At 52.5% G+C, this 14,265-nt stretch carries 11 protein-coding genes and 1 tRNA gene; 5 read left to right on the top strand and 7 right to left on the bottom strand.

Annotated features, from left to right (window positions below; translation table 11 throughout):
* The first annotated feature begins 119 nt into the window (after positions 1 to 119).
* The 3 genes from GLX_RS07590 (at position 120) to GLX_RS07580 (ending at position 2,682) form a co-directional block, all read left to right on the top strand.
* The gene (locus GLX_RS07590; RefSeq protein WP_014105398.1) at positions 120 to 1,853 is read left to right on the top strand and encodes a putative bifunctional diguanylate cyclase/phosphodiesterase; all 1,734 of its coding nucleotides are present in this window, start codon (positions 120 to 122) and stop codon (positions 1,851 to 1,853) included.
* Complete coding sequence (locus GLX_RS07585; protein WP_014105397.1) at positions 1,850 to 2,317, top strand: hypothetical protein; 468 nt, start codon at positions 1,850 to 1,852, stop codon at positions 2,315 to 2,317. The genes GLX_RS07590 and GLX_RS07585 overlap by 4 nt, the downstream gene beginning before the upstream one ends.
* Positions 2,318 to 2,478: 161 nt before the next feature.
* A complete protein-coding gene (locus GLX_RS07580) occupies positions 2,479 to 2,682 on the top strand; it encodes a hypothetical protein (protein WP_148268553.1) in 204 nt (67 codons plus the stop codon).
* Between the two features lie 286 nt (positions 2,683 to 2,968).
* Here GLX_RS07580 and GLX_RS07575 read toward each other — a convergent pair whose 3' ends face one another.
* The 7 genes from GLX_RS07575 to GLX_RS07550 all read right to left on the bottom strand — a co-directional run bounded on the left by GLX_RS07575 (position 2,969) and on the right by GLX_RS07550 (position 10,835).
* Positions 2,969 to 3,532, bottom strand: a complete 564-nt coding sequence (locus tag GLX_RS07575; protein WP_041247264.1) for a recombinase family protein — start codon at positions 3,530 to 3,532, stop codon at positions 2,969 to 2,971.
* 250 nt (positions 3,533 to 3,782) lie between these two features.
* A complete protein-coding gene (locus GLX_RS18045; RefSeq protein WP_148268552.1) occupies positions 3,783 to 4,001 on the bottom strand; it encodes a hypothetical protein in 219 nt (72 codons plus the stop codon).
* 334 nt (positions 4,002 to 4,335) lie between these two features.
* Positions 4,336 to 6,729, bottom strand: coding sequence for a hypothetical protein (locus tag GLX_RS07570; RefSeq protein ID WP_014105396.1), 2,394 nt, complete (start codon positions 6,727 to 6,729; stop codon positions 4,336 to 4,338).
* Between the two features lie 417 nt (positions 6,730 to 7,146).
* Positions 7,147 to 8,382: a tyrosine-type recombinase/integrase gene (locus GLX_RS07565; RefSeq protein ID WP_014105395.1), complete on the bottom strand. Its 1,236-nt coding sequence runs from the start codon at positions 8,380 to 8,382 to the stop codon at positions 7,147 to 7,149.
* Between the two features lie 116 nt (positions 8,383 to 8,498).
* Positions 8,499 to 8,573, bottom strand: a tRNA-Thr gene (locus tag GLX_RS07560).
* 96 nt (positions 8,574 to 8,669) lie between these two features.
* On the bottom strand, positions 8,670 to 9,083 hold the full coding sequence (gene dksA / locus GLX_RS07555; RefSeq protein ID WP_010508899.1) for an RNA polymerase-binding protein DksA: 414 nt from the start codon (positions 9,081 to 9,083) through the stop codon (positions 8,670 to 8,672).
* A gap of 111 nt (positions 9,084 to 9,194) precedes the next feature.
* Positions 9,195 to 10,835, bottom strand: coding sequence for an efflux transporter outer membrane subunit (locus GLX_RS07550; RefSeq protein ID WP_014105393.1), 1,641 nt, complete (start codon positions 10,833 to 10,835; stop codon positions 9,195 to 9,197).
* Between the two features lie 170 nt (positions 10,836 to 11,005).
* Between GLX_RS07550 and GLX_RS07545 the strand changes: the two genes are divergently transcribed.
* Together GLX_RS07545 and GLX_RS07540 are read left to right on the top strand one after the other, a co-directional pair.
* Positions 11,006 to 11,704: a TetR/AcrR family transcriptional regulator gene (locus GLX_RS07545; protein WP_050856098.1), complete on the top strand. Its 699-nt coding sequence runs from the start codon at positions 11,006 to 11,008 to the stop codon at positions 11,702 to 11,704.
* A 331-nt stretch (positions 11,705 to 12,035) separates the two neighbouring features.
* Entirely contained in the window at positions 12,036 to 14,225 is a 2,190-nt protein-coding gene (locus GLX_RS07540; protein ID WP_014105391.1) for a TonB-dependent receptor, read from the top strand.
* Positions 14,226 to 14,265: the final 40 nt, after the last annotated feature.

The following is a 14,265-nucleotide window of genomic DNA, read 5'->3' as shown; positions in this document are numbered from 1 at the left end:
GGTATGGTTGTGGCCGGTTGCCTCCTGCGCGTTCTGCGCGGCGGTGGACTGGCCGGGCAATCGGTTTGATTTTATGAAATACGTTAGTCTGCTCTTTATTATTGTTTCCAGGCGGGAAAATGGCATTGCAACATGATGATCGGCTGCGGGCCCTGACGCATCAGGATGCGGATTTCTGGGCTGATCTGGTTGATAGTGTCCTGATTGTCGCGATTACGGATAGTGCGGGGGTCATTACTTACGTCAATGACCTCTTCTGTGAGATCAGTCAGTACTCGCGTGAGGAGTTGATCGGCTCCACGCACCGGATCGTCAATTCCGGCTATCATGATGCGGATTTCTTTCGTGACCTGTACCGCACGATCCAGGCGGGACAGTTGTGGCAAGGCAATATCTGCAACCGGGCGAAGGATGGTTCGCTTTATTGGGTGGCCACCACCATCATTCCCAAGCTGGACCGCCAGGGCGTGATCCAGGGGTATGTCGCCAGTCGTTTCGAGATTACCGAACTCATGAATACCCGCGACCGCCTGTGTGAACTGGCGGAGACGGATACCCTGACCGGCCTGCTCAATCGCGGGGGCTTCAATACGGCGCTGGCCGATGAACTGGCGCTTTGCCGCGAGCCCGGCAGCACCGGCCAGCATGCCCCGGCACTGGTCATGTTCGACCTTGATGGTTTCAAGCAGATCAATGACGTGCATGGCCACCATGCGGGTGACATCGTGCTGCGGGCCATTGCCTCACGCCTGATTGAACTGACCCATCCTGATGATCCGGTCAGCCGACTGGGGGGGGATGAATTCGCCGTCATTCTGCATCGCACGCTGGAAGATATCTCGCTGGAGCGGTACATGGACCGACTGCAGGCCATTCTGGAACGGCCCATCGATATCGAGACGGTCACGGTCAGTGTGGCGGGTAGTATCGGCGCGGTCCTGCTTGATGGCACCGATACGATGGAAGATGTGCAGAAAAACGCTGACATGGCGATGTACGCCGCCAAGCGCGCGGGCGGCAAGCAGTCGCAGATGTTCACCAAGAACCTGCGCGAACGCGCGCAGGCGCGTGTCTCCATATTAAGTGAGGCCCGTTGTGGGGTCGAGCGCAACCAGTTCGAGGTGTATTACCAACCCATCCTGAATTGCAGCACGCTGCAGGCGGACCAGATCGAGGCATTGCTGCGCTGGCAGCACCCTGAACGCGGCCTGCTGGCGGCGGAAGACTTTTCGGATGTGTTTACCGATGCGGGGCTGGCACAGGCCATGGGGCCGCGCATGATCGAGGCCTTCCGCCATGACGTGCGTATGTGGGACAGCAACGGTCACCCACAGCGCCAGCTTGCCATCAATCTCTCGCGCATGGACCTGATCCGTGATGACTACCAGCGCGAGCTTGAAGAATCGCTCAAGCGCTTCAACATGCATCCCGAGAACTTCGTGCTGGAAGTGACGGAAGCGATGCTGCACGGGCGTCGGGCCGATCAGGGTATCCGTAACCTGCGCGAACTGGCGCGCTCGGGCTTTCGCATAGCACTCGATAATTTCGGCAAGGGCATTACCGTGCTCAACCATCTGCGCGAACTGCCTTTCTCGCAGATCAAGATCGACCAGAGCATGGTTGCGGGCATTGTCGGCAACCCCGATGCCTGCATGGTCCTGTCCAGCCTGATCGAGATGGGGCAGGGCTTCAGGATGGAGGTTACGGTCGAGGGCGTGGAAAACCGCGAGCAGTTTGATCTGGTCATGCAGATGAAACCCGAACGGATTCAGGGCTTCTACATTTCGTCCGCCCTGTCGTCACGGGATATCCTGACCCTGCCGGAGCGCTTTGATGGGGTGATGCGCCCATGACCGGTGTCTCCCATACCATCACGGCCCGTATTGGTGATGACCTGCCTCGGATTGATGTGATCGCACTGGCCAATACCCGTCGCATCATGCATGCCGAACGTCACAATGATGGCACGCGCATGCCCCTGTTCATCCCTACTGCTTCGTGGGCAAGGCTGCTGGAGCGGCATTGCACCGGGGAAGAGACAGCAGACCAGCCCCGGCTTGCGCCTTCACGCGTCATGGATGGGCTGGAGCGTGCCCTTGGCCGGATCATGACCGAGATCGTCCGCCATGATGCAGCACATGATGAGCCACTGCGTCCGGCCTATGGCGTAACCTCCGACCTGTTTGAGGAGGGGGAGGCGCCGGTGGATATCCGCATGGTGGTAGACCAGAACACCGGCGTCGCCTGCATGCTGGCTGGGCCGCCGTCGGATATTGCAGCTCTTGGGCTGGACAAGGCTTCCGGCACACCTGCCTGAGACCGGCAGAGAGGCCGGTGCGGGCGTCATGAGACAGGACAGGCATTGCAACAGGCTGACCGGAGTACGTGACCATGCCCAGCATCAATATCAAAAAGCTAAAGAAAAGAACGAACTACGCATTGTGGAAGTGGGACCGGAACAATTCGAAGACCGAGAGCATGCAAGGCGTCTACCAGGTGGTGGGCTGGTATCTGCACGGTAGGGAAATCGACCCGCCCAAGAAGCTGCATGCCGCAGAGCAGGCGATTGAATTCCATGTGCGTGATGTCGAGACAGGTGCCCTGCTGGTCCTGACCAAGGACCCGAACGGGTTGGGTGCCATGTTTGATCATGACCGGCGCGTTACATTTCATGAGGCATGAACGAAAGGGGGCGTCAGCCCCCTTTTTTATGTCCGGGCAGCCTGAATACAGGCGGGTGGACTGCGTGTATCCTATGGTTCACCTGAGACAGGCAATATGGGGATACAGATCAAAAATATAGGGAAATCATGGTGCTGCTGGACAGGATTGAACTGTCGACCTCTCCCTTACCAAAATGACAAAAGCATAATAACACATTGATATTATTGATCACTAAAAAGTGTGTGATAAAACTGTGCTACATTTTGGCAGTTAGTTGCTAACCGTATTGTAATGTGAAAACTTTTTAATGTTTGCGTCGTAAGATTCGATAAACCGTCATACGACTGATGCCCAATTCACGGGCAAGGGCTGTTGCCCCTATCCCCGCTTTATGTCGTTCTGTAACCTGTTTACAGATGGAATCAGCTAAGGGCTTGCGCCTTTTATAGCGGCCAAAGGCCTTAGCCTTAGCAATCCCCTCTGACTGTCTTTCCTTCATAAGATCGCGTTCAAACTCCGCCACAGCGGCAAGCATGGTTAGCATCAGCTTACTTGTCGGATTGCGGGTATCTAACTCCTGTCCTCCCATTGAAAGGATCAACAGGGCAGCATCTTTGCCTTCAATATCCTTAACCAAAGCAAGTAGATCAGCCGTTGATCGGGCCAGACGATCAGGCTTTGTAACCACCAACACATCGCCAGCCCGTAAGTTATCCATACAGGCTGCCAGTTCTGACCTATGGGTGGAGGTAGCTGATATCTGTTCCGCATACACCTTGGCACAACCCTTGGTTTCCAAGTCTCTGACCTGACCTTCCAAACCCGCCACTTGATCCGTTGTGCTGGTCCGTGCGTAGCCGATAAACATATCCCACCTCCGAATGTGTAACTTTAGAATCTTAAACCCTGACAAATGTATGTAACATAAATGTAAAAATAATTCTAAAGTTACACAAAAATGTCACATCCGATCAGTAACTTTAGAGCAAGGGCTAAAGTGACACTGATATCCCAAGCCGCCCACGTGTCTACCTTGGGCGGCTTTCGTGAAAGGCAAAGTTAGCTGCTAGCTACAAAAACACCCTGTGTTTTTGTCACACAGGGTGTTTTTGGGTTTATCAGAACGTGGCTGGTTTATCGTCAATCTCTTTTGAGAGAAGATTGACAACATGCCTCGTGTTCCGGTCGTGTATAACAATGGTTTGGTTGCGTCCATCAAACCAAGCCCTACAACCGGGATAGTAACTGGAAACATCATTGATTTCTTCCAGGTCAAGAGATGACCAGTCATCTCCTATGAGATTTCTTGTCCCGTTTTCGATATTAGATTCTTTCATTTTTTCCTTTCAGAATTTTTGTTTCTTTGGTTTCAGCGGATAATCCCCTAAAATACAAAGTAATATTAACAAAAATACATGTTAATGTCAAGGAAAAAGTGATAATATTTCGTTTTTTATCATGATATATTCATCATATGACTGACGCATCGAAAACGAATACATGGAAATGCGGTCTAGTAAGGCGTTCAACCTCTAGGTGTTACCCACACAAAATGGCCCTTAAAAACCCCCCGAAACCCCTATATATAATAGTGGGTTTCGGGAAGAATTTAAGGGTGATAACACCCTAACCTTTTACCAGGTGTTGGTTCAATCCCTTGAGAATGAACGCTCATAACAGGCCCCTTTTACGGAGGGACTTGATAATGCTCTCAATTCTCTGTGCTTTATTTTTGGCAATCAAGCCCGTGTATCTACACGCCATTAATGTGTCCCTGATTTCGGTTTCATCGAACCCGTTACGTGCGAGAATACAACCTAGTCCGAAAAACTTAGCATAACGGCCTGACCCATCAGGTAGGGATTCAAAATCCTCAATCTTGCTTTGGATATAATCGCCCTGATTTTTCCCCTCTGAACTCAATCTTGCTTTGAAAGCATTAAGGGCAACAACCCTTTCCTCTGGGGTTAATGGCTGGTCTTTATGCTTTTTATCCACGACCAAGGCTTTATCTATGATATCAAAGGGATCAAGGACTTCACCGTCATATAAACGAAAATCCATGTCCGTCATTGGTTCGTGATTCGGTAGGTAAAACTTACTGGCACAGTTATATTTGCTGTCATCAAAAGGCAGATTCCCTCCCTTATCTTTGAATCCCTTTTCATACATTATGCGACTGATTTCACGGGTAAGCACCTCCCATGCTTCTCCTGTAACCGGACGTTCCAAAGGAATAACCACACGGAAATTTCCGGGGCCAGAATAGGTTTGATACATACACATCTTGATTTCAGGGAATGTTTGCCTGAAATCATCCATAGTCATGTCATGACCGGGATACCCTTCATCCTTGTCCAACATAATGAATGAAGAAAACAACACGTTGTTTTTTCCAAACCTTGTCCCTGAATCTAAAGGATTAGTATCAACCAAGGCAGGCCAAATCAAACGATTGGGTGTTTTTTTATCATATGATGTAAAGTTTTCTTCTTTTTTAAAGAAGTCTATAATTTCGTCCGCATCATTGAACTCAAGTCTTTTAACAATACCAGTTGTTTTTATGTCATCAATTATACACGCATCAAATTTACTAGAATCATTCCACTCTATTTCATTCAACAACCACTGACATTCATCTTTAATGCGTTTTCTTTCTTGTTTTTGTTCATCGCGTTGTGCTTGTGTCATAGCACCTGAAGATGAAAGCGGAGGTCTACCTCCGTGATTTTCTTCTGGTAAAAACATTTCAGACTCATGACAGACAATGGAAGCCTGCGGGAAACGTTCTTGTAGAAAATCCATACTTCGGGAATCAGGCACAAAGATATGGCGTTCCGCGTTGTTGTCGGGATTTCTGATAGAGGTTCGACTAACAGCCTGATAGGTTGAAGCCAACAGGATACCTTGTTCGATTTCAACCTCATTCAAACCAAGCCCCATTAGATAAGTTTCGGCCTGATCTGGTAGATTAAGACTCGCTAGAAAAGCTACATTGTTAATATGTTGGTATTGGTTTAGACCATGAACATAACTGGATATAACAGAAGTGGAATCCGGGTTAGGAATGGTTACATTCTTAACAATAAAATGAGTCGGAAGCCTTATAGCTTCCTCAACATCTGTATTAATGTCGTTGTTTAGAATGGTAAGACAGTCTTGACCATTAATTATACGTTCAATTATTCCAACCATTTGGTTATGGACGTTATAATTATCAGAACTTCCTAACTTTTTGCTATATTTCCTTGCCATAAAAAAGTGTATAGTTGTGTTATCAGTGTTGGTGTGTTTGTCGTATCTAAGCTGAACCTTACTGGTCATATCCGTAAATGTGACATTATATTTCTTACTCCATACATTATGACATATGGACTGGTCAAAATCCGCACTCATCATAATAACCGCATTAAAACTATCAAAAATCTCTGGTGTTCTATGCCAGAAAAACTCTAAATGCGAGGTTGTTGGATTTTTAAAGTTAGATGTTAAGGTGCTAACTTCGATTGTTGGGTCAAGTAGAATTTTTGATATTGGACCCATTACCGCATTAATATCATCTCTTGTTTGATCATCTCTGAATTTCTTTAGTGGTTGTGGGTTTTTTACATTACATTCCGAAATGGTTTTTTTGTCATTAACAAGACTCACATTGTCTGTTATTAATCGGAAGTGTTGTTTTAGCTGGATGTTGTGAGTCCCGAAAATAGCAGGTGCTTCATCTATAATAAGCACGAAGCGGTCAAGGCATGTGTTTGTGTGTCCTAATCCTGATATGGCTTCCATAAGACCAGCATGGGTCACTAAAAGGATATCTGTTTTTTTAGGTGATCCGCTTAAAAATCCAATGATATCAGATACAGGACTTGTATTTTTTTCACTATCAAAGCGGAATACACTAAAACCCAAGCCACTTAATGTAGTTTCGGTTTCCTTGAGATTGTCAATCTTTGGTTGAGAAATGACAGCTATTTTGTCCTTGTCATGTATGTAGTTGATAATACGAGGGAGGGCGTAAGTTTTACCGGCTCCACATGGAGCATTTATCTTAAAGTATTGTGCCATTGAATAATCTTTCTTGTTAGAAGTTAAAAAAAACCCAGAAGGCTGGCCGACTTCTGGGTTCTAAAGAACGATTATTCACTCTTATTTAGTAGAACCTATATGCGGCCAGCATAGGTGTTATGTTTATTTAGTAAAAAAGCGTTCAACCTCTAGGTGTTACCCACACAAAATGGCCCTTAAAAACCCCCCGAAACCCCTATATATAATAGGGGGTTTTGGGAAGAATTTAAGGGTGATAACACCCTAACCTTTTACCAGGTGTTGGTTCAATCCCTTGAGAATGAACGCTCATAACCTGTAGGGGTATAGGGGTAAAATCCAAAAAGCCCGACCTCCTAACGCAACCACCTCTTATTTTTCTGTATGCGTCGTTTTTTGAAAAGTGTTTCTGACATGACCTTTGTGTGGGGCTTTGTGTCAAAATGAACTCGTTTTGATTCTCAAGTCATCCCTAATGCCTTCAAGGGTCACATGGGAATAAAACCGCTCAATCATATCTACGGATGTCCCGCAGTTTTTAGCTAATTTATAAATCGGCACATTCATATTAAGCATATGTGTTATGTGATAATGTCGGAAGGAATAGGCTGTCCTATCTGCCCCTCTGTAATCCTTTTTTAGATGGCAAGCCTCTAACAGGGCATTAAGTCCCCCGGAAAAGGACTTTACGTGTTGTGCTTGTTCATCCGCAAACACGTAGTCAGACGGGTTAGGTGGCCTACCCCATATGGTTGACTGGATTCCCCATATCAAACCAAGGTCCGTTAGGATGCTATCTTGAGGGATAAATGCCCTATGCTTGTTTTTGCCTGATACCCGTAAAGTGACTTTCTGGCCCTCATAAGGGCTGTTCGCGTCAAAACCAAGCACATCCCCCCATTTCAGCTTTTGGGCCTCTGTAGGCCGCATCCCTGTGCCCACCATTATGCCTATGAAGGCATAAAGCATCGTGCGGTCATATCTTACGCGCGGATGCGGCTGGGCTTCTAATATACGCCTGTAGGCTGTTGCCATTAGCGTTTCGATTTCAGGTGTGGAGAAAGAGGGCCTGGCATTATCCTTCGGTTTTATCCGGTCTAAAACTGGAATCGCGACGATATAGCCGAAATCCCGGCAATAGGTGAGGAACTTTTTGAGGACAATCATTTCCCCATAAAGGGTGGCATCACTAGGAGCGACTCGTTGAACTGGTCGGGATATCCGTTTGCCAGCCCGCATGTAAGTGATGAAATCACAATCCTTACCGGGGCCAGTAATCCAGTAGGTTTTGCGCCACGGGATGAAATTACTCAATGTCTTTGTGGTTAGGTGTGACGCCTCTTTACGTCCACAAAAATCAGCCACATAGCGGCGGAGGTAGGCGGCATGAGTGTCTTTAGGACTCTTGGCCTTAACGTATTCCTCTATCACCTGTGTGACTGTTTTCGCGCGGGCTTCAAGGCCAGCCTCCGCACGGGCTAATGCCGCATAATATGTCTTGGCTGCGCGTCTATGGGCTTCAGCTTCATCTGCTGTTTTAAGCGATTCGCGTATCTGGCCCTGACCCGGCAAAGAGAATCTCACAGACCAGTTTTGTGTGCCTGACCTTTGGAAAATAACCCACTCTTTTTTCGAGAGTGCTTCGGGGCTGTGCTTAAAACTGTGCTTTTCCACCGCTAACCCTTTGATTTTACTAAGCCCAAAAATCCTGTGCTAGGACTGTGCTAGTGTATTTTCAAAAGGTTGGAGAAAAAAGTCTTTGGCTAAGTCGTTGAAAACCAAAGAAAAAATGGTGCTGCTGGACAGGATTGAACTGTCGACCTCTCCCTTACCAAGGGAGTGCTCTACCACTGAGCTACAGCAGCACTGTATGCGCGCTTCCTAACTTTTCCTGACCCGGCTGGCAACCCCTTTTCTCACCTTTTGGCAAATTGGGGAGCCTGGCCGGGGCAGGGGCGAGGTCAGTCGTCGCGGTGGATGCGCTCCATGCGTTCGTGGCGTTCCTGCGCCTCAATCGACAGGGTGGCGATGGGGCGGGCTTCCAGCCGTTTCAGGCCGATCGGCTCGCCCGTTTCCTCACAATAGCCATAGGTGCCGGCCTCAATACGCAGCAGGGCCTGGTTGATCTTGGAGATCAGCTTGCGGGCCCGGTCGCGGGTGCGCAGTTCAAGTGCGCGGTCAGTCTCGACGCTGGCCCGGTCGGTAATGTCGGCTTCGTGAATGCCACCTTCGGACAGGCTGGCAAGTGTTTCGTCTGCTTCCTTAAGAAGGTCGGCTCGCCATTTCAGCAGCTTGAGGCGGAAATATTCCACCTGCTGCGGATTCATGAATTCCTCATCATCCGAAGGGCGATAATCGGGGGGCAATGTAATCATGATGACTGGTCCCTGCGCCATGGTTCCCTGTGGCGGGTCTGGTCCAGCCAGTGGGGAACGGGGCGGCTTATACTAGCATGGCGCACACACGCCAAGCGTTTAACGCGGTTTTCAGGCCCGCTGGTGCACGGAAGGTGATCCAGCGGCCGCCTGCGGGGTCGGCGTGACTGCTGGGTGGGCTGTTGGTGCGCTGCCTCGTTTTGCGTGGGGGACCGGTTCGGGGTAGGTGGTTTCCCACCCGCCGCCCAATGCATTGTACAGTCGTACCAGATTGCCCGATATGGTGGCCGTGCTGGTGGTCAGGTCGGATTCAGCCGCCAGGTACTGGCGTTGCGTATCCAGCACGCTCAGGTAGGTCACCATGCCGTTGCGGTACTGGTCCTGCGCCAGTGCCAGCGCGTGGTGGCTGGCTTCCACGCGCTGGGCCAGATCATCATGGCGGACCTGTTCATCGGTATAGGCGGTCAGGGCATTATCCACGTCATGCCAGGCGCCGAGCACGGTTTTCTGGTAAGTGATGGCCGCTTCCTTCTGGGCGGCCTTGCGCAGTTCCAACTGCCCACGCAGGCGGCCACCCTGAAACAGGGGCAGCGTGATGGACGGGCCGACATTCCATGCCTTGGCATTCCAGAACCCCAGGTCACGGAAGGACAGGGATTCAAAGCCAAAGCCTGCATTGATGGTCACGCGCGGGTAGAACTCGGCCACGGCTTCGCCCACCTGGGCGATGGCGGCATGCAGGTTGGCTTCCGCGCGGCGGATATCGGGGCGGCGGCGTGCCAGTTCGGAAGGCACACCCACGGGCACGCGTGGCGGCACGGGCGGAATGGCAGAAGCATTCAGCAGTTCATCGGACAGCGCGCGGGGGGGCGCGCCCATGAGCAGGCTTAGCGCGTTGACCTGCAGCACAAGCTGCTGCTCAAGCTGGGGGATCTGTGCCAGCGTATTTTCATACTGCGCGCGAGCTTGCTCCACTTCCAGATTGCTGGCCAGCCCCTTGGTGTAGCGCTGCTGGTTCAGGTCCAGCATGGATTTGGCCACATCACGGTTTTCCATGACAATGCGCAGTTGTTCCTGCGTGTTGCGCAGGTCCATGTAGTCCCGCGCCACTTCCGACTGGCGCGAGATCAGCATGCCGCGCCGGGCTTCGTTCACGGCCTGGGTGTTGGCGGCAGCGGCTTCGTATTCACGGCGTACGCGGCCCCACAGGTCCAGTTCCCACGTGGCATCCACGCTGTCGCGCCACTGGTTGAACAGCGGGATCTTGGCCTCGCCGGGCTGGGGGGCAAACTGGGAAAAGCCGGGGGTGTTGGCGAGTTGGGGGTCGCTTTCCACATCGGTCACGATGCGTTGCAGCATCTTGGTGCTGTACTGCTGGCGGGCGTAGGAGCCGCTGGCCGACAGGCCGGGATAGCGCTCGGCGCCCGCAATGCGCAGTTCCGCGCGGCTCTGGGCCATGCGGTAGGCATAGGCGCGCACATCAAGGTTATCGGTGGCCACGCGCTGTTCTAGTTTGTTCAGTTCGGCATCGTGGAACAGGGTCCACCATGCGGTATCGGGGTCATCGGGTGTGGTCTGGCTTGCAACTTGCGCGGGGCTGTCCTTGCCATTGGCTGCTATATGGGCCGGACCGTTGTACTGCTTGGGTGTCCACGGTGTGGGCTTGTGGAAATTCGGGCCAACCGCGCACCCGGCGGTCATGACCGACAACCCAACCACAGCCGTGCGCCATGAAATTCCCCTACCTGTCAACGCGGCCCCCTGTCGTGCCTGAAATGGTTAATATAAATCTGTATTCCAGTGCATGGTTTCGCTACCATGGCTGAAATGACCGATCAGTTCGGTCAGTCCCCTAGCCTATCGGCTTTCCGCACGGGGTCAATCGAAAGTACGCACCGACTACTGGGAGCAGGATGATTTCAATGGACACCACGGCAGACCGGCCACGTCAGGTACAGGCGGAAGATTGCGTGCTTTCGGGGGCTTCGGCCGCCAAACGCGCGCAGATACTGGCGGGTGCCGCGCGCGTTTTTGCCGAACATGGCTACGAGGGAGCCAGCATGTCGGGCATTGCACGTGATGCCGGGGTCTCGAAGGGAACATTGTACAATTATTTTGATAGCAAGGCCACGCTGTTCTCCGCCTTTGTAGAACAGTGCGCATGCGAGAAGATGCCGCTTCTGTTCAGCCGGATAGATGAGGGGGCAAACCTTACGGAATCGCTCGACCATCTGGCCGTAGCCATGGTTCGCCTGTTCACATCGCCGCTTTCGCTCATGCTTAACCGAATCATCATCTCGGAAGCAGGCAATTTTCCTGCCCTGGCGGAGACATTCTGGAAACATGGCCCGCAGAAGGCCATCAACATCCTTTCCGCATGGCTTATGCAGCATAACGATGCGGGTGTGCTGAACATTCCCGACCCCGTTTTCGCGGCAGAACAGTTTTACGCGCTGTGCCAGACGCGTATCGCGGCGCGCGCGCGCATGCAACTGCCGGTCAATACGGATGAGGCGCACATCACCTTCATCGCCCGTTCCGCTGTCAGGACATTCCTCAACGCCTATATGCGTGAAGACCCGCGCCTGCCCCCCCTTGTCATGGAACACGCGCCAGACTGAACCCTGCTGCCGGTCCTGACTGGCAGTTTCCATTACATTTTTTATCCCCTTCCTGCACCGGACTGCCGATGATGACCTCCGTCCGCCTTGTGCCACAGGCGTAAGGCCGGGCTGTCATGCGGTGTTCCATCCGGTCATCATGACAATGAAAATTCTGGTTTCGGGGCTGGTGCCGGCTGCACGCACTGGGTCGAGCAGGGTTTGTGTTGCATAAATACAACATTGCGTAAAAGGCATGCGGCTGACGGCTTTTTTTGATTGTTATGTTATATTGTACCAAATAAGGCTGCGCCTCCCGAAATCACTTTTCTGGATGTGAGGCCGCCCTGCCATGATGCGCTTACGGTTTTCCACCCGTTCCCATTCGCCTGCCATGCTGCTGGCCATGACCATTCTCACCCCCATTGCCAGCGCAATGGGGCAGGATGTCATGACCACTGCCACCCCCACCACTACGGAACAGGAAGAGGGGTTGACCCATCTGTCCTCCGCACCTGAAACCATGACCGTAACCGCCCGGCTTGACCGCGCGCGGGTACAACTCCAGCCCTCTACCGGGGCCACGGTGCATGCCTTCAGCCGCAAGGCGCTGGAAACCATTCCCGGTGGCGATAATGCCGGGTTAAACAGCGTGTTGCTGCAGGCTCCCGGCGTGGCACAGGACAGTTATGGCCAGATCCATGTGCGTGGTGATCATAACGAGGTGCAGTTCCGCCTCGATGGCGTGCAACTGCCCGAAGGCATGAACGTGTTCGGCCAGACGCTCATGACCCGCTTTGCCGATAACCTGTCGCTTTCCACCGGGGCGTTGCCGGTGCAGTACGGCTTCCTGCAGGCGGCTGTGGTGGACATCACCACCAAGAATGGCACAACCAACCAGGGCGGCAATGTGTCGATCTATGGCGGTGCACGGGACTATTTCTTCCCCTCCGTCCAGTATGGCGGGCAGCATGGCAAGTGGGATTACTTCTTTACCGCCGACTATGTGCATGACCGGGTGGGCATCGAGAACACGACCGCATCGTTCAATGCACCGCATGACCTGAGCAACCAGTACCATTTTCTGGGGCACCTGCGGTACACGGTGGATGAGAACACGCGTCTCAGCCTGATTGCCGGGGTATCGAATGCCGAATACCAGTTGCCCAACAACGGCGGCCAGCCGATGTTTGACCAGAACTACACGGCACTGCTGCCCAACGCGCCGGCCAGTGGCGACCTGAATGAACACCAGAAGGAAATCACCGATTTCGCCATCCTGTCGCTGCAGAAGGAAATCGGTGCGTTCTCACTACAGACATCGGTCTTCTCGCGCTACAGCAGCCTTGGCTACAGCCCCGATCCCAACATGGGCGATCTGGCCTATATGGGCATAAGCCAGCATGCCGAGCGTTCGGTCATGTCAACCGGTACCCAGAGTGACGTGACATGGCGGGTGCGCCCCGACCATACCATTCGCTTTGGCTTCCAGGTCTTTGCCGAGCGCAACATCACCAAGGCGGATGCCACGGTGTTCGATGCTAATGACCAGCAGGTCAGCATCCACACGGGTAATGGCCGCACAGGTGATATCTATGGCCTGTATGTGCAGGATGAATGGCGACCGTTGCGCAACGTCACGGTCAATTACGGCCTGCGCTTCGATGGTGTGGGCGAATACACCAACGAACACCAACTCAGCCCGCGTATCAACGTGGTGTGGCGCGCGTGGAAAGGCGGCGTGCTGCATGCGGGGTATTCACGCTATTTCACCCCGCCGCCGTTCGAGGTGGTGGGTGGTTCCGACCTGCAGCAGTTCACCAATACATCCGGTGCCGCGGCATCAAATGGCAGCAGCACGGTCAAGGCCGAGCGCGACCATTATTTTGATGCAGGCTTCGAGCAGACCATTCTGCCCGGATGGCGCGTGTCGTTCGATGCCTATTACAAGATTGCCCATAACCTGATTGACGAGGGGCAGTTCGGCGCGCCGATCATCCTGTCAGGCTTCAATTACCGGCGCGGACAGGTCAATGGCTACGAATTCTCGACCGCCTATGACCGTGGGCCATTTTCGCTTTATGGCAATTTTGCGTGGTCGCGCGCCATCGGCAAGGATATTACCAGCGCCCAGTTCAATTTCGCGTCCGATGATCTGGCCTATATCAGCCAGCGCTGGATTCACCTCGATCATGACCAGCGGTGGACGGCCTCGGCAGGGGGCGCCTACACGTTCTTTCACCGTACCGGGCACCCGACACGTCTTTCGGCCACCATGGTGTACGGTAGCGGGCTGCGGCAGGATTCGGATATACCCAACGGGGGCGTGATCCCGCAATACGCCACCTTCAACATGTCGGTCGTGCAGTCTTTCCGTGACCTGTTTCATTCCTGCTTCCTGCGTACCACGCAGTTGCGGCTGGATGTGACCAACCTGTTCGATCACCCCTATATGCTGCGCAGCGGCACGGGCATTGGCGTGGGTGCGCCGCAATACGGGCTGCGCCGTACCATCCTGACCGGTATCTCGCAGTCTTTCTGACTGACATGGATGCAGGCTGCACAAGGTGGCAGACCTGTTG

This window comes from Komagataeibacter medellinensis NBRC 3288, from assembly GCF_000182745.2.
Lineage (GTDB): Bacteria > Pseudomonadota > Alphaproteobacteria > Acetobacterales > Acetobacteraceae > Komagataeibacter > Komagataeibacter medellinensis.
The sequence above is the reverse complement of the archived record's forward strand: the minus strand, read 5'-3'. Positions and strand labels throughout refer to the sequence as shown.